The 21,817-nt window shown below is 39.5% G+C and carries 24 protein-coding genes and 1 pseudogene; 14 read left to right on the top strand and 11 right to left on the bottom strand.

Annotated elements, in window-relative coordinates; all coding sequences use genetic code 11:
* Positions 1–225: 225 nt before the first annotated feature.
* The 5 genes from Q1R07_RS08110 to Q1R07_RS08090 all read right to left on the bottom strand — a co-directional run bounded on the left by Q1R07_RS08110 (position 226) and on the right by Q1R07_RS08090 (position 3,600).
* Positions 226–897: an energy transducer TonB gene (locus Q1R07_RS08110; RefSeq protein ID WP_300488364.1), complete on the bottom strand. Its 672-nt coding sequence runs from the start codon at positions 895–897 to the stop codon at positions 226–228.
* A 46-nt stretch (positions 898–943) separates the two neighbouring features.
* A complete protein-coding gene (locus tag Q1R07_RS08105) occupies positions 944–1,618 on the bottom strand; it encodes a TonB family protein (protein ID WP_300488360.1) in 675 nt (224 codons plus the stop codon).
* A gap of 11 nt (positions 1,619–1,629) precedes the next feature.
* Positions 1,630–1,911 carry a putative quinol monooxygenase gene (locus Q1R07_RS08100; RefSeq protein ID WP_300488358.1) on the bottom strand — a complete coding sequence of 94 codons (282 nt, stop codon included), beginning with the start codon at positions 1,909–1,911 and terminating at the stop codon, positions 1,630–1,632.
* A gap of 85 nt (positions 1,912–1,996) precedes the next feature.
* Entirely contained in the window at positions 1,997–2,965 is a 969-nt protein-coding gene (locus Q1R07_RS08095) for a zinc-binding dehydrogenase (RefSeq protein ID WP_300488355.1), read from the bottom strand.
* Between the two features lie 65 nt (positions 2,966–3,030).
* The gene (locus Q1R07_RS08090; RefSeq protein ID WP_300488352.1) at positions 3,031–3,600 is read right to left on the bottom strand and encodes a Crp/Fnr family transcriptional regulator; all 570 of its coding nucleotides are present in this window, start codon (positions 3,598–3,600) and stop codon (positions 3,031–3,033) included.
* A 158-nt stretch (positions 3,601–3,758) separates the two neighbouring features.
* Here Q1R07_RS08090 and udk point away from each other — a divergent pair, with 158 nt between their 5' ends.
* The 10 genes from udk to Q1R07_RS08040 all read left to right on the top strand — a co-directional run bounded on the left by udk (position 3,759) and on the right by Q1R07_RS08040 (position 14,757).
* Positions 3,759–4,367, top strand: coding sequence for a uridine kinase (gene udk / locus Q1R07_RS08085; RefSeq protein WP_300488349.1), 609 nt, complete (start codon positions 3,759–3,761; stop codon positions 4,365–4,367).
* Between the two features lie 22 nt (positions 4,368–4,389).
* Entirely contained in the window at positions 4,390–4,737 is a 348-nt protein-coding gene (locus Q1R07_RS08080) for a septum formation initiator family protein (protein WP_300488347.1), read from the top strand.
* A gap of 9 nt (positions 4,738–4,746) precedes the next feature.
* A complete protein-coding gene (locus Q1R07_RS08075) occupies positions 4,747–6,111 on the top strand; it encodes a methylmalonyl-CoA mutase subunit beta (protein WP_300488344.1) in 1,365 nt (454 codons plus the stop codon).
* A gap of 42 nt (positions 6,112–6,153) precedes the next feature.
* Entirely contained in the window at positions 6,154–8,277 is a 2,124-nt protein-coding gene (gene scpA, locus Q1R07_RS08070) for a methylmalonyl-CoA mutase (protein ID WP_300488341.1), read from the top strand.
* Positions 8,278–8,378: 101 nt separating this feature from the next.
* Positions 8,379–8,948 (top strand): hypothetical protein, encoded by a 570-nt coding sequence (locus Q1R07_RS08065; RefSeq protein WP_300488338.1) that lies wholly within the window; start codon positions 8,379–8,381, stop codon positions 8,946–8,948.
* A gap of 6 nt (positions 8,949–8,954) precedes the next feature.
* Positions 8,955–10,148 (top strand): methionine aminotransferase, encoded by a 1,194-nt coding sequence (locus Q1R07_RS08060; RefSeq protein ID WP_300488335.1) that lies wholly within the window; start codon positions 8,955–8,957, stop codon positions 10,146–10,148.
* A 68-nt stretch (positions 10,149–10,216) separates the two neighbouring features.
* Positions 10,217–10,609: a hypothetical protein gene (locus tag Q1R07_RS08055; RefSeq protein WP_300488332.1), complete on the top strand. Its 393-nt coding sequence runs from the start codon at positions 10,217–10,219 to the stop codon at positions 10,607–10,609.
* 85 nt (positions 10,610–10,694) lie between these two features.
* The gene (locus tag Q1R07_RS08050; protein WP_300488330.1) at positions 10,695–11,543 is read left to right on the top strand and encodes a DUF3347 domain-containing protein; all 849 of its coding nucleotides are present in this window, start codon (positions 10,695–10,697) and stop codon (positions 11,541–11,543) included.
* Between the two features lie 4 nt (positions 11,544–11,547).
* Positions 11,548–13,746 carry a multicopper oxidase domain-containing protein gene (locus Q1R07_RS08045; RefSeq protein ID WP_300488328.1) on the top strand — a complete coding sequence of 733 codons (2,199 nt, stop codon included), beginning with the start codon at positions 11,548–11,550 and terminating at the stop codon, positions 13,744–13,746.
* A 129-nt stretch (positions 13,747–13,875) separates the two neighbouring features.
* A complete protein-coding gene (locus Q1R07_RS08040; protein WP_300488326.1) occupies positions 13,876–14,757 on the top strand; it encodes an SDR family oxidoreductase in 882 nt (293 codons plus the stop codon).
* Positions 14,758–14,799: 42 nt separating this feature from the next.
* Here the strand turns inward: Q1R07_RS08040 and Q1R07_RS08035 are convergent, their stop codons facing one another.
* The 6 genes from Q1R07_RS08035 to Q1R07_RS08010 all read right to left on the bottom strand — a co-directional run bounded on the left by Q1R07_RS08035 (position 14,800) and on the right by Q1R07_RS08010 (position 19,072).
* Positions 14,800–15,633, bottom strand: a complete 834-nt coding sequence (locus tag Q1R07_RS08035; RefSeq protein ID WP_300488323.1) for an N-acetylmuramoyl-L-alanine amidase — start codon at positions 15,631–15,633, stop codon at positions 14,800–14,802.
* A 254-nt stretch (positions 15,634–15,887) separates the two neighbouring features.
* Positions 15,888–16,898: a grasp-with-spasm system SPASM domain peptide maturase gene (gene gwsS, locus Q1R07_RS08030; RefSeq protein ID WP_300488320.1), complete on the bottom strand. Its 1,011-nt coding sequence runs from the start codon at positions 16,896–16,898 to the stop codon at positions 15,888–15,890.
* The gene (locus Q1R07_RS08025; protein WP_300488317.1) at positions 16,885–17,058 is read right to left on the bottom strand and encodes a hypothetical protein; all 174 of its coding nucleotides are present in this window, start codon (positions 17,056–17,058) and stop codon (positions 16,885–16,887) included. The genes gwsS and Q1R07_RS08025 overlap by 14 nt, the downstream gene beginning before the upstream one ends.
* Positions 17,051–18,046, bottom strand: coding sequence for a grasp-with-spasm system ATP-grasp peptide maturase (gwsG, locus tag Q1R07_RS08020; RefSeq protein WP_300488314.1), 996 nt, complete (start codon positions 18,044–18,046; stop codon positions 17,051–17,053). Before gwsG ends, Q1R07_RS08025 begins: the two co-directional genes overlap by 8 nt.
* On the bottom strand, positions 18,043–18,876 hold the full coding sequence (locus Q1R07_RS08015) for a hypothetical protein (protein ID WP_300488312.1): 834 nt from the start codon (positions 18,874–18,876) through the stop codon (positions 18,043–18,045). Before Q1R07_RS08015 ends, gwsG begins: the two co-directional genes overlap by 4 nt.
* Positions 18,857–19,072, bottom strand: coding sequence for a hypothetical protein (locus tag Q1R07_RS08010; protein WP_300488310.1), 216 nt, complete (start codon positions 19,070–19,072; stop codon positions 18,857–18,859). Before Q1R07_RS08010 ends, Q1R07_RS08015 begins: the two co-directional genes overlap by 20 nt.
* A 254-nt stretch (positions 19,073–19,326) precedes the next feature.
* On the opposite strand from Q1R07_RS08010, the gene Q1R07_RS08005 reads away from it, so the two are divergent.
* The 4 genes and pseudogenes from Q1R07_RS08005 to Q1R07_RS07990 all read left to right on the top strand — a co-directional run.
* The gene (locus Q1R07_RS08005; RefSeq protein ID WP_300488307.1) at positions 19,327–20,094 is read left to right on the top strand and encodes an AAA family ATPase; all 768 of its coding nucleotides are present in this window, start codon (positions 19,327–19,329) and stop codon (positions 20,092–20,094) included.
* A gap of 5 nt (positions 20,095–20,099) precedes the next feature.
* Complete coding sequence (locus Q1R07_RS08000; RefSeq protein WP_300488306.1) at positions 20,100–20,999, top strand: ParB/RepB/Spo0J family partition protein; 900 nt, start codon at positions 20,100–20,102, stop codon at positions 20,997–20,999.
* Positions 20,999–21,571, top strand: a complete 573-nt coding sequence (locus Q1R07_RS07995; protein ID WP_300488304.1) for a DUF5683 domain-containing protein — start codon at positions 20,999–21,001, stop codon at positions 21,569–21,571. Before Q1R07_RS08000 ends, Q1R07_RS07995 begins: the two co-directional genes overlap by 1 nt.
* A 13-nt stretch (positions 21,572–21,584) precedes the next feature.
* Positions 21,585–21,817: pseudogene (locus Q1R07_RS07990) on the top strand (4-hydroxy-tetrahydrodipicolinate reductase); the annotation flags it as partial.

Raw genomic sequence — 21,817 nt, 5'->3', positions numbered from 1 at the left:
CCTACGCAATGTTGTTCCCTTCCGTACAACTGGTGTTATCGTGATGTACATCGCGATAAATACTGTGAAATGCTGCTGTTTTAGCCATAATAATATATTTAAAATTACTATCGCGAAAGGTAGCCTATCATATTTTCTATCCCTTACGGAAAACCGCATTACACCTGACAGGTTTTAAAAACCTGTCAGGTGTCGAAGGTATCGATTAGCTGTCGATATACTCCTTTAACCCGCCATAAACCGGATTCCGGTAGCATACATTCCTTTTAGAAAACGTCCATTTGAAAAACCCGGTTGCCATCGTGGCATTTTCTGGATAATCTGTATTGCTTTCTCGTTAAAGGTCTCATTATCACTTTTGATTACTTTTATATTTTCAACGGCTCCGTTTTTATTGATATCCCATTTGAGCTGTAAACTTGCCGAGCTATCCCAATCGCCACTACTCGCGTTAGCCAGAAATCTTCGTAAGACCATTTCGCCTCCATAATACATCGTTTTTACCTCCAAAACACTAAAAAAAGCCTCCTGACTTTTTTCATCCAGTGCTTTTCCATTTTCCTGTATCACTACTCTTTTATCGTTTTCTACGGTGATTTTAACCGGAACCGGTTTTGAATCCTTATAAAAATTATATTTCCCCGGATCGGTTTTATCCTGTGATACAATCAATTGTTCGTTCCGGTAATAGTCAATATTGGACGCAAAGGCATCATTTTCCATTTTCATCACGATCTTAATTCCTTTGTCTTTATCAAACAATTTCCAGACACCATATTTCTTACCGTCTTTATCCAGTCGATTGATCGTTTCGCCTTCATATTTAATTTCACTTTGCGCAAAAGCTCCAATAGTCATCAAAAAGCTTAAAGCCAGTATTCTTAGTTTTATTTTCATAAAAAGTTATTGTACAAGGTTTTAATAAAATTATTTCACAACAGTATTACATACCGCTATCAAACGTTATGGCACTATTTAAACGATATAATACAAATTTGCCTTTATCGAATCCCGGTTGCCATCGCGGCATTTTTTCAACAATTCGGATCGCATCTTCATTAAGGGCTTCGTTTCCACTTTCGGCTACTTTTACTTCTGTAACCCATCCGTTTTTATCAACGATAAAGTTAAATTTCACCTTTCCAGAATCGTTCCATTTCTTTTTGTTCATCTCATTGTTCAGAAAATTTTGCATGGCATTGGGCGCTCCGTAAAAGAACGGGGCCAGACTTCCAATCGCATTAAAATTGGCGAGTATTTCCGCATCCAGCGCTTCTCCGTTGGCTGTTACAATTTTGTTTTCGTCCTTTACAACTATAGTTTTGGCGTGAATGGCTTTCGAATCGACATAAAAGATATATTCCCCTTTTTCTTTATTCTGAGACACCATTAATTTTCCGTTCTGATAGTATTCGATATTGGATACAAAAGCATCATTTTCCATATTTCCAACGATCATAATCCCCCGTTTCGTATCAAACAACTTCCAGACGCCATATTTCTTATCGTCCTTATCCACGCGATTAATCGTTTCGCCTTCGTATTTGATTTCACTTTGTGCAAAAACACCCGCTGTAACCAGTAAACATACGGTTAGCATTTTTAATTTATTGAGCATCAAAACTTCGATTATACCAGTTGATACAGATTGATTTCGCTTTTTTCCAGCCATTCTGCTGCTTTTTGCTGAAAATCCAAAAAGTGTGTGGTTTGTGTATGCGCGTCGATCGCTTCTTTGCTTTCCCAGGTTTCATAAAAAAGAAACGCCAACGGATTGTTCGCGGAAACATGCAATCGGTATTCTTTACATCCGTCTTCCTGTAGCGATGCTTTTACCAATTCCTGTAATGCCGCCAGAACTGTTTCCCGGTAGTGTTCTTTAGCGCTAAGTGTAGCTACAATAGTGATCATATGCTGCTGTTTAATTTTTTCACAAACATCGGATATTTTTTCCAAAGTTTATCACGCCAACAATCTTGTTTCTTTCCTCTTTCTTCTAACCAACACCAATCACCAGTCGTTTTCCGGCATCGATCGGTTTATTCCAATAATCATTGACTTCCGACAATGGTGCCACTACAGTTTCGATCGTTAATTTCCCATTGGCCGCCAGTTCGAAGGTCTCCGGCACGACTTCTTCTATAAATAATTTCATTTCGTTTTCGGAAAGACTACCAATACCCGATCCCAGAATTTCAATCGCCGTACTGCGCAATACATCCGAACGCAATACAATTTCCTCTCCCGAAATACTTCCCACCGTTACGATTTTGACCGGATGCGTATAACCGCCCTTACCTTTTAACGCCTGAAGCAACAACTCCACCGAATGTCCCCAGATATAATCGATCACAATATCGATAGGATTTTGTTGCTGAATCGCTTTTAGCTTTTCTACGATAACCGTATCCTCATTTTGCAGCGACACGATTTCGTCGGCACCCAAAGACAATAATTTTTCCAGTGAATCGGCATTTCTACCGGTTGCAATTACCTTCGACGCACCATAATGTTTTGCCAACTGCACCGCTACTTGTCCCGTTACGCCGGTCGCACCGTTGATCAAAACAACAGCACCCTGACGGATTTTAGCGCGAAACACTAAAGCCATCGCCGATCCGATTACCGCATTCGGCAAAGCCGCCGCCGTAGCCACATCAATATTTGGAGGAAGAACAAGGTATTTCCCTTTAGAGATCAATGCTTTTTCAGCCAGCATTCCGGTAATTCCCTGTGCATAAACCAAGGTTCCGTCGGCCAGGGTTCCTACACCATCAAAACCAACCACAGTGGGTAATTCCGTATAACTGGCATAATGTTTTCCGCTGGCGCGTAGTTTGTCCAGATTCTTTACCGATGCGGCTTTGACATCGATGACAATTTCATTTTCGTTTTTGGGTTGTGGATCGGCAAATTCGGCGTAAACCGGAACCGTTCCCAATTGTGTTAAAACAGCTGCTTTCATAGTTATATTTTTCAGCAAAATTCCGGCAACCAACCGCAGTAAAACGATAACAATTGTTAAGATCGTCATTTTGTCTTAGCCACTTTATTCCGGATACGACTTAGCGAAACGGCTGTAATGCCAAGATAGGTCGCAATATAATGCTGTGGAACCCGTTGAAAAATATCCGGGTTCTTTTGTAAAAGATTGCGATACCGTTCTTCGGGTTTATCCCGTAAAAACGACAGCAAATGTTTTGAATAGTAGATAAACCGTTTTAGAATATAGTGATCAAACCAGGCTTTAAACTCGACATCCTGTTCCCATAACTGTTCAAAGCGTTCTTTTTCCAAGACATAGAGCACGCTTTTTTCCAGGGTTTCCAGATAAAAATCACTCGGCTGATTCGTAAGCACACTTTCCAGCGAAGCCACCAGACTTCCTTCGAAAAAAAACTGATTCGTAATTTCCTTTCCGTTGCTGTTCATCCACAAACGCAGGCAACCTTCTTTAATAAAATAAATACGGCGTGCTTTTTCACCTTCTTCCAATAATGTTACCCGGGCATCGACCGTAATCAATTCGAGTTGGTACTTTTCCGCAAGGTAAAGCATCATCTTTCCCGCAGTTATATCGTCATGGATTGCTATTGCCATATTCTTGCAGTTCCTAAAGTTTTAAAACAAAGTAATTTAAGTCCGATACAATTTATACCGGGTATGAATAATCCTCAAACAGCATAAAACTAAAAAAAATAAACCCTACTTCCTATTAATTATTATTTTTGCGGTGATAAAAAACAACAAAACTATTTATGCTTATAATTGGTATTGCCGGAGGAACTGGCAGTGGAAAAACGACAGTAGTCCATCAGATTATGAATGAATTACCCGAAACTGAAGTAGGGATTATTTCACAGGACTCCTACTATAAGGCCACCCACAACCTGAGCTTTGATGAGCGTGCGCTTATCAACTTTGATCATCCCAGAGCAATTGACTTTGAATTATTGGTAAGCCATCTAAAAGACTTAAAAGATGGTAAAACCATCGAACAACCGGTATACTCGTTTGTAACTCATAACAGAACCGACGACACCATCGTGACACATCCGCGTAAAGTAATGATTGTAGAAGGAATTTTAATCCTGACCAATCCGCAATTGCGTGATATGTTTGATGTAAAAATCTTTGTTCATGCCGATTCCGACGAGCGTTTGATTCGTCGTTTAAAACGTGACATCGCCGAACGTGGTCGTGATATGGAAGAAGTATTAAACCGCTACCAGTCGACATTAAAACCGATGCACGAACAATTTATTGAGCCATCCAAAGCCTATGCCGACATTATCATCCCGAACGACAAGTACAATACAGTTGCTATCGACGTGGTACGTGCGGTGATCAACCAAAGAATATCATAATTTATCGTTACCTTTATAAGCCATGAAAAAAGCATTCGAAAAAATAGTTACCAAGTATCCTTTCCTGAAAATATTCGGGAACCGCTATGTATTGGTAACGCTGTTTTTTGCGATCTGGATGCTGTTTCTGGACAACTACTCTTATCTGGAACATCGCGTTCTGGACAAGGAAATAAACGAACTCGAAGACAATAAAAAATACTATCAGGACGAGATTAAAAAAGACAGCGAGAACATCAAAAAGCTCAAAAATCCGGATCAGATTGAAAAGTATGCCCGTGAAAAATATTATATGAAACGGGACAAAGAAGATATTTATATCATCGAGTTTGAAGAAGATGTGCCCGAAGAGGACACAAAATCACTTTAATTTTGCATTATGAGCAACAAACTGTTTACGGATTTTGAGGCGGTATCGTCCAAACAATGGAAAACACAGATTCAATACGAATTAAAAGGAGCCGATTACAACGAAACCCTGGTTTGGGAAAGTCCCGAAGGGATTAAAGTACGTCCGTTTTACCATATTGACGAAGCTGCGGAGCCTTTATCTATTCCGACCGAAGTATCCGGATTTAGAATTGTACAGAATATTTTTGTACACGATCTGGAAAAATCGATAGCCCGCGCAAAGGAAACCCTATCCCGTGGTGCCGAAAGTTTGCGTTTTACATTGGAAAATGAAAAAGTCGATATCGAAAAACTATTGACGTCCCTTCCGTTGGAAACCATTCCGGTGTATCTGAATTTTCATTTTCTGGATCTTCCGTTTATGGAGAAGATCAATAGTATCGCTAAAAAACACAACGCTACTATTTACCTGCATGTCGATCCGATTGGGCAACTGGCTCAGGATGGTAATTGGCATAGCAACCTCGACGCCGACTTTAATACGTTAAACGATATTGCGTTAAAATGTACTAATCTGAATTTTCTGAGCATCAACAGTAGTTTGTATCAGAATGCCGGAGCCAATATCGTACAACAGCTAGCCTATACGCTTTCGCACGTAAACGAATATTTTAACCGAATGGTCACTATCGGTGCACCGGTAACCCTTCAGGTAGCCGTAGGAACCAACTACTTTTTCGAGATTGCCAAACTACGCGCGCTTCGCCTGTTATTTAATACACTGGCAAAAGAATACGACCACAAACACGAATGTCATATCATAGCCGTACCGACAAAACGCAATAAAACCCTTTACGATTATAACGTCAACATGCTTCGAACCACCACCGAATGTATGAGTGCCATTTTGGGTGGTGCCAATTCGGTTTCGAACCTGGCTTATGATGCGATTTATCATAAAGACAACGAATTTGGCGACCGTATTTCGAGAAATCAATTACTGGTTTTAAAACACGAAAGCTATTTTGATCTGGTAAACAACCCGTCAGACGGTGCGTATTATATTGAATCCCTTACGAATCAGTTAGCCGAAAAAGCCCTTACCCTATTTAAGGATATTGAAGCCAACGGTGGTTTTATCACCCAATTAATCGAAGGTACCATTCAACGAAAAATTGGAGAAAGCGCCAAAAAAGAACAGGAATTGTTCGACAATGGTAAAGAAATCCTATTGGGAACCAACAAATACCCGAACAAAGAAGACCGTATGAGCCATGATCTGGAACTGTATCCGTTTGTAAAGGTAAACCCGCGCAAAACGTTAATCACGCCAATCATCGAAAAACGACTGGCCGAAAAACTGGAACAGGAACGATTGGAAACCGAAAAATAATACGTTTACCGAGCGCATCAGCATCATAACAGCAGCTTTGAAATGAGAAAAAATATTCAACATATAACCTTAGACAATTCCAAAACCCAGGCGGAAACCGTTAATGCGGCAACCTCCATCAACGCCGAAGGAATTGAAATTAAACAAACCTATTCCGAAGCCGATCTTCAGGATCTGGAACATTTACACTTCGGAGCCGGATTTGCACCCAACCTGCGCGGACCGTATGCGACCATGTACGTACGCCGTCCCTGGACGATCCGTCAGTATGCCGGGTTTTCGACCGCTGAAGAAAGTAATGCTTTCTACCGCCGAAACCTTGCCGCCGGACAAAAAGGACTTTCCGTTGCTTTTGACCTGGCCACACACCGCGGTTACGACAGTGATCACGAACGTGTAGTCGGTGACGTTGGAAAAGCCGGTGTAGCAATTGACAGCGTGGAGGATATGAAAATCCTTTTCGATCAGATTCCGTTAAATGAGATGTCGGTTTCGATGACGATGAATGGTGCCGTATTACCTATTATGGCCTTTTATATCGTAGCCGCAGAAGAACAGGGTGTCGAAGCAAAACTATTATCGGGAACCATTCAGAACGATATTTTAAAAGAATTCATGGTGCGGAACACCTATATTTATCCGCCAACACCATCGATGAAAATCATAGCAGACATCTTTGACTATACCAGTAAAAAGATGCCGAAATTCAACTCGATTTCCATTTCCGGATACCATATGCAGGAAGCCGGAGCTACAGCCGATATCGAGTTGGCCTATACCCTTGCCGACGGTTTGGAATACATCCGTACCGGATTGGCTGCCGGAATGAAAATTGACGAATTCGCACCGCGATTATCCTTTTTCTGGGCCATCGGAATGAACCATTTTATGGAAATCGCCAAAATGCGGGCCGGACGAATGCTTTGGGCCAAACTCCTAAAACAATTCGATCCGAAAGATGATAAGTCGCTTGCCCTGCGAACCCACTGTCAGACTTCCGGATGGAGTTTAACCGAACAGGATCCGTTTAACAACGTAGCGCGTACGGCGATCGAAGCCGCCGCTGCTGCTTTTGGAGGAACACAATCCCTACACACCAATGCGCTGGATGAGGCAATTGCCTTACCAACCGATTTCTCGGCGCGTATCGCTCGTAATACACAGATTTTCCTTCAGGAAGAAACCAAAATATGCAAAACGGTTGATCCGTGGGCCGGTAGTTATTATGTTGAAAGTCTGACACATGAAATCGCACAAAAAGCGTGGGCATTAATCGAAGAAGTAGAAGAATTGGGCGGTATGACAAAAGCCATCGAAGCCGGAATTCCGAAACTACGTATCGAAGAAGCCGCTGCGCGTAAACAGGCGCGTATCGACAGCGGACAAGACATTATCGTTGGTGTAAACAAATACCGACTTGAAAAAGAAGATCCGTTACATATTTTAGAAGTCGACAACCAGACCGTACGAAAACAACAGATCGAACGATTGGATCATATCAAGGCAACCCGTAATACCGAAAAAGTACAGGAATGTTTAGCCAGGCTAACCGAATGTGCCAAAACCGGACAGGGGAACTTATTGGAATTAGCCGTAGATGCTGCGCGAAACAGAGCCACTTTAGGTGAAATCAGCGATGCACTCGAATCGGTTTTCGGAAGATATAAAGCACAAATCAAATCCTTTAGTGGCGTGTACAGTAAAGAAATTAAAAACGACGAAAGTTTTGAAAAAGCCAAGCAATTAGCCGATGCTTTTTCGAAACAGGAAGGACGTCGTCCGCGTATTATGATCGCCAAAATGGGTCAGGACGGACACGATCGCGGTGCCAAAGTAGTGGCTACCGGATATGCCGATGTTGGTTTTGACGTCGACATTGGGCCTTTATTTCAAACGCCGGCAGAAGCCGCCAAACAGGCTGTCGAAAACGACGTTCATATTTTGGGGGTATCTTCTCTGGCTGCTGGTCATAAAACACTGGTTCCTCAGGTAATTGAAGAACTTAAAAAATACGGACGGGAAGATATTATGGTGATCGTGGGTGGTGTTATCCCGGCACAGGATTACCAGTATTTATTCGACAGTGGCGCGGTAGCCGTTTTCGGACCCGGAACAAAAATCAGCGAAGCCGCTATTAAGATTCTTGAGATCCTGATAGATGCCTAAATAGACAAAGCCAGCCTTAGGGTTGGCTTTTTTTTGGTATATTGTATAGCATTACACCAGACAGGTTTCAAAAACCTGTCTGGTGTTGAATAGTATACGCCATGAAAACATTAGTACCACTTGAACACAGCAAATATTACCACATTTACAATCGTGGTATCAATAGTTGTACTTTATTTCGGAAATATGAAAATTATGAATACTTCCTGAAATTATATGCCGATTATATTAATCCGATAGCCGAAACTTTTGCCTGGTGTTTAATGCAGAATCATTTTCATTTTATTGTACGGATTAAAAACACATCCTTAAAACAGGCCACACCGTCACAGGTATTTTCTAATTTCTTTAATGCTTATACCAAAGCATATAACAAAAATCAAGACAGACATGGGGCTTTATTCGAAAGACCTTTTAAAAGAAAAGAAATCCATACAGTTGATTACTTTCTGGATAGTATTGTGTATGTACATAACAATCCCATTCATCATAATTTATGCGAGCATCCGGCAACGTATCTTTGGAGTTCGTACAAAACCATTTTATCGACTAAAAAAACCAAACTAAAACGAGAAATGGTTCTTGAATTTTTCGGAGGAATTGAAAATTTTAAATATATTCATCAACTGAAAAATCAAAATCTCCCGATCGATGGTATTTGGGGGGATTAATTCGTAATGCCGCAACACCTGACAGGTTTTGGAAACCTGTCAGGTGTGACAACAACAACAACAATTATGTCAAAACTCCCACATATCGGTACCAGTATTTTTACGGTAATGTCCCAAATGGCCAATGAACATCAGGCTATCAACCTGTCGCAAGGTTTTCCTAATTTCCCGGTTGACGAACGACTAACCGCCATCACCGCTAAACTAGCCTATGAAAACGTACATCAATACACTCCTATGGCCGGTCATAGCGGCTTACTGGACAAAATAACCCGATTGACATTGGCATCCTATAACCGAAACCTCAACCCGGTAACCGATATGGTCGTTACCGCCGGTGCGACCGAAGCCATTTTTGCTACGATTCAGGCATTGGTCAACAAAAATGAGGAAGTGATCATTCTGGATCCCAGTTACGATTGTTATGAAGCACCAATACTCCTAAGCAATGCCCTACCCGTTCGCGTAGCACTAAACGACGATTATACCCCCAACTGGGAAGCCATCGCGTCCCAAATGAGCGTCAAAACCAGAATGTTGATCATCAATAATCCGCACAACCCGACGGGAAAAATCTGGTCGGAAGCCGACTTTATACAGTTGGAAAAACTACTGGAATTATATCCGGATGTCATTTTGCTTTCGGATGAGGTTTATGAATACATCACCTACGAACAACATCATATTTCGGTGAATACCCGAATCAAACTCCGCGATAAAAGTGTGATCATTTCTTCATTCGGAAAATCACTGCATATCACCGGCTGGAAAATCGGATATGCTATCGCTCCGGAATACCTGATGCGGGAAATCAAAAAAGTACATCAATTTCTTGTTTTTAGTGTCAATAGTTTGTCACAGGCAGCCATCAGCGAATACCTCGACGTTGTTGATTTTAACGAAATCGCCATAATGTACCGTCAAAAAAGGGATTATTTCCGGGAGTTAATGGCACAAACCCCATTTGAATTATTACCCTGTGAAGGTTCTTATTTTCAGGTGGCTTCGTATGCTTCGTTTTCAAAACAAAGCGATGTCGAATTTAGTAAAGAATTGATCACCCGATACGGTGTGGCCACGATCCCAATTTCAACCTTTTACGCCAACGGCAAAGATCTGAAGCTGGTTCGCTTTTGTTTCGCCAAAGACAATAATACGTTGGAACAAGCTACATTACGATTGCAAAAAATAACATTCTAGATCATTTTAACAGATTATTAGTGCTACAATCTTATTAATTCAATAATTTTGAACAAGATTATTTCCCGATGAAAAAGTTTTTGGTAACCCTTTTAATGCTGCTGTACTTAATTCCTGCTGTAGGAGTTAACCTTTCCGCGCATTTTTGTGGCCAGGAACTTGCTTCGATCAATCATACGGTAACCGATGCGGACAAATGTCTTTGCGGGATACAACCGATGAAAAAAAGCTGTTGTGAAGACAAACAACTGCAATTTAAAATGGACGACAATCAGCAGAAAGCCGAATTATTGTCGCCAAAATTCAGTAACCCGTTTCACATTCCGTTTACGATTCCTGCTATACTGGAACTTGCCTTTGCCTTTCAAAGTACCGAAAACCGGAATCATTCTTTCTACAATCCACCGGAACCTTATTATAAGCAGGACATTTACCTGCTGAACAACGTATTGCGAATTTGATTTTTAGAATTTAACCGACAGTACCGGCCATTTGCGCCGGTTGCATGCATTACACCAAATTCATTAATTCAAAAATTTCAATACCATGAAAACGATCCAAAATATATTTCTGGCACTGGTTACTACGTTCTTTTTTACCGGATGCGACGCTCAAATTAAAAATCCGAAAACCGAAACCGTTAAAGTCTATGGTAATTGCGGTATGTGTAAACGTACCATCGAAAAGGCTGCTAACGAAAGAGGCATTGTCAAAGCCAACTGGGACATTGACAGCGATATGCTTACCGTTACGTATGATCAGACGAAAACCAATACCGATGCCATTTTAAAAAAGGTCGCCTATGCCGGATACGATAGCGATAGCTTCCGCGCTCCGGACGAAGCCTATAAAAACCTTCCGGAATGTTGTCAGTACGACCGCCCTGTAAAAACAATCGCAATGGCCAAAAATCATTCCGAACATCAGGGACATGATATGACTGCCGACATGCCACAAAACAATACCATTTTCAGCGCTGTTTATACCCGTTATTTTGCGGTTAAAGATGCCCTTATAAAATCCGATGGCAAAACAGCCGCTACACAGGCAGCCGCATTAGTTAAAGCCATTACTGCTGTTCCGATGGACAAATTAAAACCCGCACAACATACGATCTGGATGAAAATTCTAAACGATCTTAAAACAGATGCGGAACATATTTCCGAAACCAACGATGTAAAACACCAGCGGGATCATTTTGCTTCCTTATCTGAAAGCCTGTACACACTGGCAAAATCGGCAACAAACGGAAATGCGATTTACTATCAGAAATGCCCAATGTATAACGACGGAAAAGGTGCTTTTTGGTTAAGTCAGAAAAACACCATCAAAAATCCCTATTACGGTTCGGCTATGTTAACGTGTGGCAGTACGGTTGAAACCTTAAAACCGTAATCCGATGAAAGGCCTGTTATCACTTTTTATAGTACTCTTTACGGTAAACAGTTGGTCGCAAAATGTCAAAGAATACGATCTGTATGTTTCCGATACGATCGTAAACTATACCGGTAAAAAAGTAAAAGGAATCGCTATAAACGGCAGTATTCCGGCACCGACCTTACACTTTACCGAAGGCGACACCGCGGTGATCCGCGTACACAACAAAATGCACCATGAAACCTCCATTCACTGGCATGGCTTACTATTGCCTAACGAACAGGACGGCGTTCCGTATCTAACCACGGCTCCGATTAAAGGAATGAGTACGCATACGTATAAATTTCCGATCAAACAAAGCGGAACCTATTGGTACCATTCGCATACCATGTTACAGGAACAGAACGGAATGTATGGCGCTTTTATCATCCACAAAAAAGAAGAAGCACCGATGCCCGAATATACCATGTTGTTAAGTGACTGGACCGATGCCAATCCGCATGAAATTGAACGTTCCTTACACAAAGCCAACGATTGGTATGCCATTAAAAAAGGGGCCACTCAAAACTATGCCGAAGCCATAGGTAAAGGACATTTTAAGACCAAACTGACCAATGAATGGAAACGCATGCATGCGATGGATGTAAGTGATGTGTATTACGAACGCTTTTTTGTAAATGGAAAAACCGAAGACCATGCTCCACAATTTAAACCCGGTGAAAAAGTACGCGTACGTGTGATCAACGGTAGTGCTTCGACCTATTTCTGGATCAATTATGCCGGTGGAAAAATAGACGTGGTCGCCAGCGATGGTATGGATGTACAACCCGTTCCGGTGGATCGTTTTATTGTGGGCGTATCCGAAACCTACGACATTATTGTTACGATTCCTGAAAAAGGTAACGCTTTCGAACTGGTTGCCACTGCCGAAGATCGTACCGGTCAGGCGTCGTTATGGCTGGGAAGTGGTTTAAAGCAATTGCAGCAACCTTTACCGAAATTAAAGTATTTCGAGGGTATGAAAATGATGAACGATATGATGACGGTTGGCGGCAATATGAAAGACATGGGCATGAACATGAGTCTGCAGCAAATGGATATGAACGCGGTAATGTATCCCGAAATAACCGGAAAAGAACAACCTAAAAAGTCCACTGCGATGCCTGATATGTCACAACACGACCACGGGCAACACGGCAACTCCAATCCGGATATTGTCACGCTGAATTATGCCATGCTAAAATCACCGGTAAAAACAAATCTGCCGGATGGTCCGGTTCGCACCCTTCATTTTGAACTTACCGGCAATATGAACCGCTATGTCTGGACCTTAAACAACAAAACCATCTCCGAATCCGATAAAGTGATGATCAAGAAAGGAGAAAACATCCGTATCGTGATCACCAACAATTCGATGATGCGCCATCCGATGCATTTACACGGGCATTTTTTCCGGATTTTAAACGGACAGGGCGATTATGCACCGCTAAAAAACGTACTGGATATCATGCCGATGGAAACCGATACCATCGAATTTCACGCTTCGGAAGAATATGGTGATTGGTATTTCCATTGTCATATTCTGTATCATATGATGGCCGGTATGGGACGCATCTTCACCTATGAAAATTCGCCCCCAAATCCGCAACTACCCGATCCAAAAAAAGCCTTGAAAATGGTTTATAATGACGACCGTCGTTATTATTTTTCTGCGGAAGTCGGCTTGGAAAGCAACGGTAGTGACGGAGAAATGCGACTGGAAAACACCCGTAACTTTTTTGATGTAGAATGGCGTTTAGGGCTGGACAAAAAATCAGGTTATGAAACCGAAGCCCATTTTGGACGATATCTGGACAAAAATCAATATTTATCGGTCTATACCGGATTTGATTTTCGCTATCACAACAGTCTGGAACGAAGTAAAAATCTCTTCGGGCAAATGAGCACGCAAGACCAACGTGCCGTGGCTTGTATTGGAATCATCTACCAACTTCCGTGGCTGGTCAATGCCGATATGCGACTGGATCACGAAGGGAAAGCCCGACTACAATTTACCCGTAAAGACATCCCGGTAACCGAGCGTATCCGCTTATGGGGATCCTGGAACACCGACTTTGAGTATAGTGTTGGTTCCCGTTATATTTTGACCAAATACTGGTCGTTATCGGCCCATTACGATAGCGATATGGGATTGGGCGGTGGCCTGGTTCTAACGTATTAAAAAAAAGCGGATTGTAAATTGCAATCCGCTTTTTTTAACCAATTGAAATTGTTCTATTGTAGAAAGACTATTACTATGCGTGCATAATATTATTTTTTAGTATATTTACCATTACAAAAAACGAACCTTATGAATTTTACAGCAAAAATGCTTCGCGATAATGCACTGGAAGATAAAGTAATTGTCGTTACCGGTGGTGGAAGCGGGCTTGGAAAAGCCATGACCCGATATTTTCTGGAACTGGGCGCTAAAGTAGCCATTACTTCCCGTGATCTGGACAAATTGCAAACTACGGCAGCGGAATTGGAACAGGAAACCGGTGGTATATGTCTGGCTGTAGCCTGTGATGTACGGCATTATGAGCAGGTAGAAAACATGCTACAGGCCGTTTTAAAAGCATTTGGTAAAGTGGATGTTTTACTCAACAATGCTGCCGGGAATTTTATTTCCCCAACCGAACGCCTTTCGGCCAATGCCTTCGATACGATAATCGATATCGTACTAAAAGGTTCCAAAAACTGCACGCTGGCTTTTGGAAAACATTGGATCGACACCAAACAGACCAATACCAACATTCTGAATATTGTAACCACCTATGCCTGGACCGGATCGGCTTATGTAGTTCCGTCGGCTACGGCCAAAGCCGGTGTATTGGCCATGACACGCAGTCTTGCGGTAGAATGGGCCAAATATGGTATTCGTACCAACGCCATCGCACCGGGGCCATTCCCTACCAAAGGCGCTTGGGACCGACTATTACCCGGCGATTTAAAAGACAAATTCGATTTAGCCAAAAAAGTACCTTTAAAACGCGTCGGTGATCATCAGGAACTGGCCAATCTGGCAGCTTATCTGGTATCTGATTTTTCGGCCTACGTTAACGGTGAAGTGATCACGATTGACGGTGGTGAATGGTTACAAGGCGCCGGACAATTCAATCTGTTGGAAGCGATTCCGAAGGAAATGTGGGACATGCTGGAAGCCATGATCAAACAAAAAGGCAACAAATAAAAATACATAAAGCCGTTCTCTCAATTGGAACGGCTTTATCATTTATAAAAACTTCCGGTAAATCGCATAGAGAATACTTAAATCATGTTCGGTTAGTTCAGCGGACTCTTCATTTTCCTGAATATAGTGAATTTTAAATGCTTTGATGGCCGCGTCGAGGTTACTCACATCATAACCAATGACCTTCAGTCCAATTTTTGACTCAAAACCGACTGGCGGTGTGACCAGTTCATCCTCTTTATACCAATAACCAAATCCTTTATCGGCGATGCTTTTCCAGGGAAAATGGTGCGGATCCACTTTTCGCGTAGGCGCCAGATCGGCATGGGCAATAAAATTAGCCTGCGGAATATTGTAGGTACTTTTCAGATAATTCAATAACTGAATTAATGTTGCAATTTGTACCTCCGGCCAAGGATCAGTTGTTCCATTGTTATCCAATTCAATCCCAATCGAGGACGAATTCAGGTCAGTATCGTTACCCCATTTCCCCACTCCGGCATGATCGGCTCTAAAATAGTCATTCGCCATTTGCACGATACTTCCATCCCGCCCAACAATATAATGTGCGCTTACTTCTCGTTTTAAAGACAAAAAAGTCCGGATTGTTTGTGCGACCGAGTCCTGAGCAGTATGATGTAACACCACATAATTCGGTTTTCGGATTCCAAAATTTACGGTACCCACCCACATTTTACGGTCGGTTATATCGACTGCTGTCAACCCTTGATTTTCGGGCGGAACCTGCCTGTAAACACCGGCATATTCCCGGGCCTTTTGTTTATATGACAGGCCATCCACATAGTATTTACTTCCCGAACAGGAAAGCAATACTAATGTAAGCGAAAGGCTTGCTGCCAAAAGTAGCACTCTCATAGGCATCCATTTTTACATTCCTACTCACCAATTTTATCCGGATTCAGAATCCGATCTTACAATTTACAAAAATTCACACAAACAAAACAAATTGTTACAAAAAACAACCCTCAATACAAAAACAACAGCGTTAAGTCTCATCAAAATTGTAAAACAAAAATCCAAAAACCGTTCTCTGTAAATGTCAGATAAATACCGTCGAACGAACAACAGCCTCGTCGGGAACTTTATTACATTGTTAACAAATAAGATTTTCATAAACCATAATATTCCATTACCATTTTTTTAGAATTACCGGAATTCCATTTACTCCACTCATTAGTATAGGGATTATAACCACATTTTAAAGGCTTTGAAAACATATTATCTGGTTCATCAATGTAAGCTCTACAATCTATACAAATATGTCTAAACTCACAATTTTTACAAACATCGATTAGATCTTTTTTAATACTCCAGTAATCTTTAAAACATGAATTGTCAATTACATCTATTAATTTAGTATCCTTAATGTTTCCATAGTTTTTTTTCATGGATGGACAATTCTTTATATTTCCATCAATATCAATGGCAATTTTTTTATTAAGACAAGTATTAAAATGATTGGATTCTGTAAATGTTTTTATATTAATTGAAAAATAGTCTTGAGAGATTTGGCCACAATGAATAGAGGAGTTAATAATTTGATTTGTAATGTATATTCTAGGATTGTCATTTACATTTTTTTCATTGCACGAATGAAAAACAATGTTTACTATACTATTATTTTTTGCTAATAATCCTTGAACAGATTGCATATCATTAGCGTCATATTTACCATAAATTACTATACCTGAAACACCTCCTTTGTGTAAGTCTACTAGTATTTGTTCACATAATGGAATCTTTATATTGAAATAAAATCGGAACTCAATGTACCTACAATTTAAATCGTTTAACTGATCAATAAGATTTATAAGCGCTATTTCATTTAAATTATCTGCTTCTATAATAGCATTATTTATCATTTCCGGGCTATCCCATTCCAAACTTAAACTTGGATAATATTCCGGATATCTTGTAAAGAAACCCAATTCTTCTTTCACAAATAAATCAATCCATTGTTTCAAATTGCCAGCTACATCCATCGTAATATTTTCTTTTAACAAAAAATCAGCGACAAAATTTGGAATGATATAATTCTTATTTCTTTCTAAATCTGATATTGAACTTCGTCTATAACCTTTTACAATTATACAAGTTGCAAATAATTTAAAATACTTCATCTTTTAATAGTTTTGAAATAGGTTTTTGTGGCCCTGAACACATCGATAATTTTGTTTTATACTTACCTATATAATCAAAAAACAACTCCTGCATTTCAGTTTCCTTCTGCTTTTCAACTTTTTCTAATAATGAGTATATGACGGGTAATTTACTATTCATTAAAGTGTACAATTAAAGATTTAGCTATTTCTTTTTCTAAGTAATAATTACATGGATATGAGGTCATACCAAATTGACCTATAGGGTTCACCTCCAAAAAAACGAAATCATTATCCGGAGTCAGTATAATATCAATAGATCCTGTGTTAAGATTCAAAATAGACATCAAATTATCTATTCTTTTTTCAATTTCTACAGGTAATTTAAATGGTATATTTCGATTAGGATTTAAATCATTATAATTTCTAAAATCTACGGAAGTCATTATATCTAATTGAGAAAAAATTGCCATTGAATAAAACTTACCTTCCATGAAAAAGCTTCTAATTTCTATTTCCTTTTCTATATATTTTTGAAATAGTGAAGGGAAAAATTTTTCTTCAATTTCCTCAAGAAAGCATTCTTCAATTATAACCGTTTTGTTTATATAATTATATAATTTCCCGGAAAAACTCATTGCTTCTCCTAAAGGTTTCGTTATAATTTTCTTATGATTTTCGTGAAATCTCAATAAATCATTCTTATTATTGCAAATAATACTTTCAGGTATTTTCAATCCAACACTGGCAGCTGCTTTTAGAACAGTTATTTTATCTATAGCTATTGAATTAAAAAAGGGTAACGATTTAATATTTTTAGTTTGTAAAAAATCGAAAAGTAGTTTATATGACTTTCTCATTTCGATTATTACATTATTCTTAATATTTGCTAAAACGCCAACATCAACATCTTCAAACTTTTTCAGCTCATCATTAAAGGAGAAATTAAACGGAATCCATCTTCTATTCCAAACAGCTGTAAGATTGTTTAACAAGATATTTTCAAGACTTAATTCAATGCCGTTATTAGAAAGCATTACTCTAAAATTCAGTTCAGAATTCAAATAAGATTCTCCATCTACCCTAACAAAAGACGCTTTGTAATAACAAAGCCAATCAATGACGTCATTTGTACTTTGATCAAAATGAGAGCTTAAAATTAAAATCATTTTACCGCTTTCAATTCAATAATTATTGTTCTCCCTCTATGGGCTATATCAAGCTTTACAAAACCAAATTTTTCATTAAAATAGTATTTACAATAGGAAACTATTTTCCCTTTGGCAAAAGATTTACAATGAATGACAAAACAATCCATTACCCCCATTGTCTTGGATCTAATTTGTTCTTTTCCTACAATATGATATTTACTATGAATTTGGGATTCATTGATTTTAAGATATTGTTTCATATCATCGTGTATATATAAGTTACCTGTCCATTCTTTATTTAACTCTAACGGAAAATTAATACTCGGAAAAGGAGTGACTTCAAAAAATGAAAAACCGGAAGATGTTCTTGGCGGATGCAAATAAATCATTCTTTCGTCTTCAATAATCCCGGATAATTCCGAAAGAGCACCAATTGGGCAATCATCATAATAATAATCGTATTTTATTATTGTCTGGTCTTGCAATATAGACTTATACGTACCCTTAAAGACGGTAAGAATAAATTTATTTATTCTTGTCGCATCATCATCAATATCCTTTTTTTGAACTAAAATAGGTTCTCTTCTTAAACCTTTCAATTCTAAAATGTATTCTATATTGTCTTTAAAAAAATGTATTGAATAGATAAACTTCGATCCGCTTTTATAAATCGTATTGTCCAAATTATTAACATTCGGTTTTCCGTTATCGATAAACATCTTATCTTCATAGCAGTTCCTTTCTCTAAAATTTTTACACGACACACAAAGAACTCCTAAAAAAACCAAAAAGCAACTCTTTTTTAAAAAAGAGCTGCTCAAAAAAAAGTTAACAAGTTCCTTCATCATACCAATCGCCAGAAGCATCTGTCTGAGTGCCGTAATCATTTCCGTAAATCACTTCAAGAATTGTGCTCATGACTGTACTGCTTTTGTATGGTTTAGTAGTTTGTGTGCCTGCTATCAACCCTCCATTAACCAATTCTTTTTTTGTAATTACATTCTTTTGAGTAATCACATTTTTTTTAAAATCATCTAGGCTCATAATATATAAATTTGTATTAATAATCAGCAATATACTAAAATTATATAACATTTTGTTACATACAAAACACAACTTCGATTACCCTAACGCAACATTTCATATTATTTTTTCTAAAACATCTAACAGAAACCAAAGTGCTAAACATTATATATAAACCATTCATCGGCCTTCTAACTTTATTACATTGTTAACAAATAAGATTTTCATAAACCATAATAAATTGTATTTTTACGGTTCAAAATTTTTAGAGACAGATGGGTAAAATCATTGCTATAGCCAATCAAAAGGGAGGCGTTGGAAAAACTACAACTTCAGTAAATTTAGCTGCCGCATTAGGCGTATTGGAAAAAAAAGTTTTATTGATTGATGCTGATCCACAGGCGAATGCCAGTTCCGGATTAGGTATTGATGTTGAAAGTGTAGAAATAGGAACCTACCAGATATTAGAGCATAGTAATACCCCGGACGAAGCGACTTTGAGTTGTTCGGCACCTAATGTATCCTTAATTCCGGCTCATATTGACTTGGTAGCGATCGAAATTGAGTTAGTCGACAAAGAAAACCGTGAATACATGCTAAAACAAGCTTTGGAAAGCACTAAGGAAAAGTACGACTATATCATTATCGATTGCGCGCCATCTTTAGGTTTACTAACGCTTAATGCCTTAACGGCTGCTGATTCGGTAGTCATTCCGATCCAGTGCGAATATTTTGCATTGGAAGGCTTGGGAAAATTGCTGAATACGATTAAAAGTGTTCAGAAAATTCATAACCCGCAACTGGATATCGAAGGATTGTTATTAACGATGTACGATTCCCGTTTGCGTCTTTCCAATCAGGTTGTAGAAGAAGTACAAAAACATTTTAACGATATGGTATTCGAAACGGTTATCCAGCGTAATGTTAAGTTAAGTGAGGCGCCGAGTTTCGGGGAAAGCATCATTAACTATGACGCGACCAGTAAAGGAGCAACCAACTATATCCATTTAGCAGAAGAAATAATCAAAAAAAACAGTAACTAGTTTTTATGACAAAAGCAATAAAAAAACAAGCATTAGGAAGAGGCTTATCCGCATTATTAAAAGACCCGGAAAACGATATTAAATCCGTGGAAGACAAAAATGCCGATAAGGTTGTTGGGAATATTATTGAGCTTGAAATAGATGCTATTGAAATAAACCCATTCCAGCCGCGTACCAATTTCAATGAAGAATCGCTACAGGAATTGGCCACTTCCATCCGTGAGTTGGGGGTGATCCAGCCGATTACGGTTCGAAAAATGGAATTCAACAAATACCAGCTGATTTCCGGGGAGCGTCGTTTGCGTGCCTCCAAATTAGTTGGCTTAACGGCAATACCGGCTTATATTCGTTTGGCAAACGATAACGATTCACTGGTGATGGCTTTGGTAGAAAACATCCAGCGTCATGACTTAGATCCGATCGAGATTGCCTTATCGTACCAACGTCTGATCGACGAAATCCAGTTAACACAGGAACAGATGAGTGACCGTGTGGGTAAGAAACGATCAACGATTGCCAACTACCTGCGTTTGTTAAAACTGGATCCGATTATTCAAACGGGAATTCGCGACGGTTTTATCACAATGGGACACGGACGTGCGATCATCAATGTAGAAGATCTGGATGTTCAAACCGACATTTATCAGAAAATCGTAAGTCAGAACCTATCGGTACGGGAAACGGAAGCCCTGGTAAAAGCCTATCACGAAAGCTTAAAACCAGCTCCGGCAAAAGCACCAAAAGGAAGTACTTTTGCGGTAGCAGAAGAAAATAAAAAGGCCATTACCGAATTTTTCGGAGCCAAAGTGGATGTAAAGGTAGCCGGAAACGGTAAAGGAAAAATCACCATACCTTTTCATTCCGAAGAAGATTTTAAACGAATTATTAAGCTAATAGAAGGTTAGTGAGTCGCTTTTCCTCCATACTGATTCTGACCTTACTTTTAATTGGTCCGTTTGTTTTTTCACAAAATAAAAAAGACGACGCACTATTAAAAGTAAAAGATACGGTCAAAGCTGTTCGCATCAATCCCCTTGCTCCATCGAAAGCCGCTTTTTATTCGGCCGTAGTACCGGGATTGGGTCAGATTTACAATAAAAAATACTGGAAGGTTCCCTTAGTTTATATCGGACTGGGAACCGGTTTGTATTTCTACAACAGCAATAACAACAAATACCACGACTTTCGTAACGAATACAAAAAACGTCTGAACGGTACGGCCGATCCGAACGATCCTTATTTTGGCGGACTGGATAACAACCGACTGATTGAAGCGCAAAAGTTCTATCAACGAAACCGGGATCTTTCCATTCTGGTAACGGTTGGTATTTATATCCTGAATATTGTGGATGCCAACGTAGACGCGCACTTAATGCAATTTAACGTAAACGACAACCTGTCGATCCGTCCCGATATTTATCAGAATAATCTAGACTACAAACAAAATCTTGGACTAACGTTAAATTATCATTTTTAAAGCATACTGATCAATGAAAATAGCACTTTTGGGATATGGCAAAATGGGAAAAGTGATCGAACGCATCGCATTGGAACGCGGACATGAAATTGTGCTCCGAAAAACCAGTAGCGATAACTATGACGGTCTTGAAAACGCCGATGTTGCCATTGATTTTAGCGTGCCGACAAGTGCTGTACGTAACATTTCCACTTGTTTTGATACTAATATACCGGTAGTATCCGGAACCACGGGATGGCTGGAACA

This window comes from Flavobacterium sp. (genome assembly GCF_030146175.1).
Taxonomy (GTDB): domain Bacteria; phylum Bacteroidota; class Bacteroidia; order Flavobacteriales; family Flavobacteriaceae; genus Flavobacterium.
The sequence above is the reverse complement of the archived record's forward strand: the minus strand, read 5'-3'. Positions and strand labels throughout refer to the sequence as shown.

What these genes read in the sequence shown, in the direction of transcription:
- Q1R07_RS08110 (WP_300488364.1), bottom strand. Translation starts at nt 897, where the DNA reads ATGAAAATAAAACTAAGAATACTGGCTTTAAGCTTTTTGATGACTATT.
- Q1R07_RS08105 (WP_300488360.1), bottom strand. Translation starts at nt 1,618, where the DNA reads ATGCTCAATAAATTAAAAATGCTAACCGTATGTTTACTGGTTACAGCG.
- Q1R07_RS08100 (WP_300488358.1), bottom strand. Translation starts at nt 1,911, where the DNA reads ATGATCACTATTGTAGCTACACTTAGCGCTAAAGAACACTACCGGGAA.
- Q1R07_RS08095 (WP_300488355.1), bottom strand. Translation starts at nt 2,965, where the DNA reads ATGAAAGCAGCTGTTTTAACACAATTGGGAACGGTTCCGGTTTACGCC.
- Q1R07_RS08090 (WP_300488352.1), bottom strand. Translation starts at nt 3,600, where the DNA reads ATGGCAATAGCAATCCATGACGATATAACTGCGGGAAAGATGATGCTT.
- udk (WP_300488349.1), top strand. Translation starts at nt 3,759, where the DNA reads ATGCTTATAATTGGTATTGCCGGAGGAACTGGCAGTGGAAAAACGACA.
- Q1R07_RS08080 (WP_300488347.1), top strand. Translation starts at nt 4,390, where the DNA reads ATGAAAAAAGCATTCGAAAAAATAGTTACCAAGTATCCTTTCCTGAAA.
- Q1R07_RS08075 (WP_300488344.1), top strand. Translation starts at nt 4,747, where the DNA reads ATGAGCAACAAACTGTTTACGGATTTTGAGGCGGTATCGTCCAAACAA.
- scpA (WP_300488341.1), top strand. Translation starts at nt 6,154, where the DNA reads ATGAGAAAAAATATTCAACATATAACCTTAGACAATTCCAAAACCCAG.
- Q1R07_RS08065 (WP_300488338.1), top strand. Translation starts at nt 8,379, where the DNA reads ATGAAAACATTAGTACCACTTGAACACAGCAAATATTACCACATTTAC.
- Q1R07_RS08060 (WP_300488335.1), top strand. Translation starts at nt 8,955, where the DNA reads ATGCCGCAACACCTGACAGGTTTTGGAAACCTGTCAGGTGTGACAACA.
- Q1R07_RS08055 (WP_300488332.1), top strand. Translation starts at nt 10,217, where the DNA reads ATGAAAAAGTTTTTGGTAACCCTTTTAATGCTGCTGTACTTAATTCCT.
- Q1R07_RS08050 (WP_300488330.1), top strand. Translation starts at nt 10,695, where the DNA reads ATGAAAACGATCCAAAATATATTTCTGGCACTGGTTACTACGTTCTTT.
- Q1R07_RS08045 (WP_300488328.1), top strand. Translation starts at nt 11,548, where the DNA reads ATGAAAGGCCTGTTATCACTTTTTATAGTACTCTTTACGGTAAACAGT.
- Q1R07_RS08040 (WP_300488326.1), top strand. Translation starts at nt 13,876, where the DNA reads ATGAATTTTACAGCAAAAATGCTTCGCGATAATGCACTGGAAGATAAA.
- Q1R07_RS08035 (WP_300488323.1), bottom strand. Translation starts at nt 15,633, where the DNA reads ATGAGAGTGCTACTTTTGGCAGCAAGCCTTTCGCTTACATTAGTATTG.
- gwsS (WP_300488320.1), bottom strand. Translation starts at nt 16,898, where the DNA reads ATGAAGTATTTTAAATTATTTGCAACTTGTATAATTGTAAAAGGTTAT.
- Q1R07_RS08025 (WP_300488317.1), bottom strand. Translation starts at nt 17,058, where the DNA reads ATGAATAGTAAATTACCCGTCATATACTCATTATTAGAAAAAGTTGAA.
- gwsG (WP_300488314.1), bottom strand. Translation starts at nt 18,046, where the DNA reads ATGATTTTAATTTTAAGCTCTCATTTTGATCAAAGTACAAATGACGTC.
- Q1R07_RS08015 (WP_300488312.1), bottom strand. Translation starts at nt 18,876, where the DNA reads ATGATGAAGGAACTTGTTAACTTTTTTTTGAGCAGCTCTTTTTTAAAA.
- Q1R07_RS08010 (WP_300488310.1), bottom strand. Translation starts at nt 19,072, where the DNA reads ATGAGCCTAGATGATTTTAAAAAAAATGTGATTACTCAAAAGAATGTA.
- Q1R07_RS08005 (WP_300488307.1), top strand. Translation starts at nt 19,327, where the DNA reads ATGGGTAAAATCATTGCTATAGCCAATCAAAAGGGAGGCGTTGGAAAA.
- Q1R07_RS08000 (WP_300488306.1), top strand. Translation starts at nt 20,100, where the DNA reads ATGACAAAAGCAATAAAAAAACAAGCATTAGGAAGAGGCTTATCCGCA.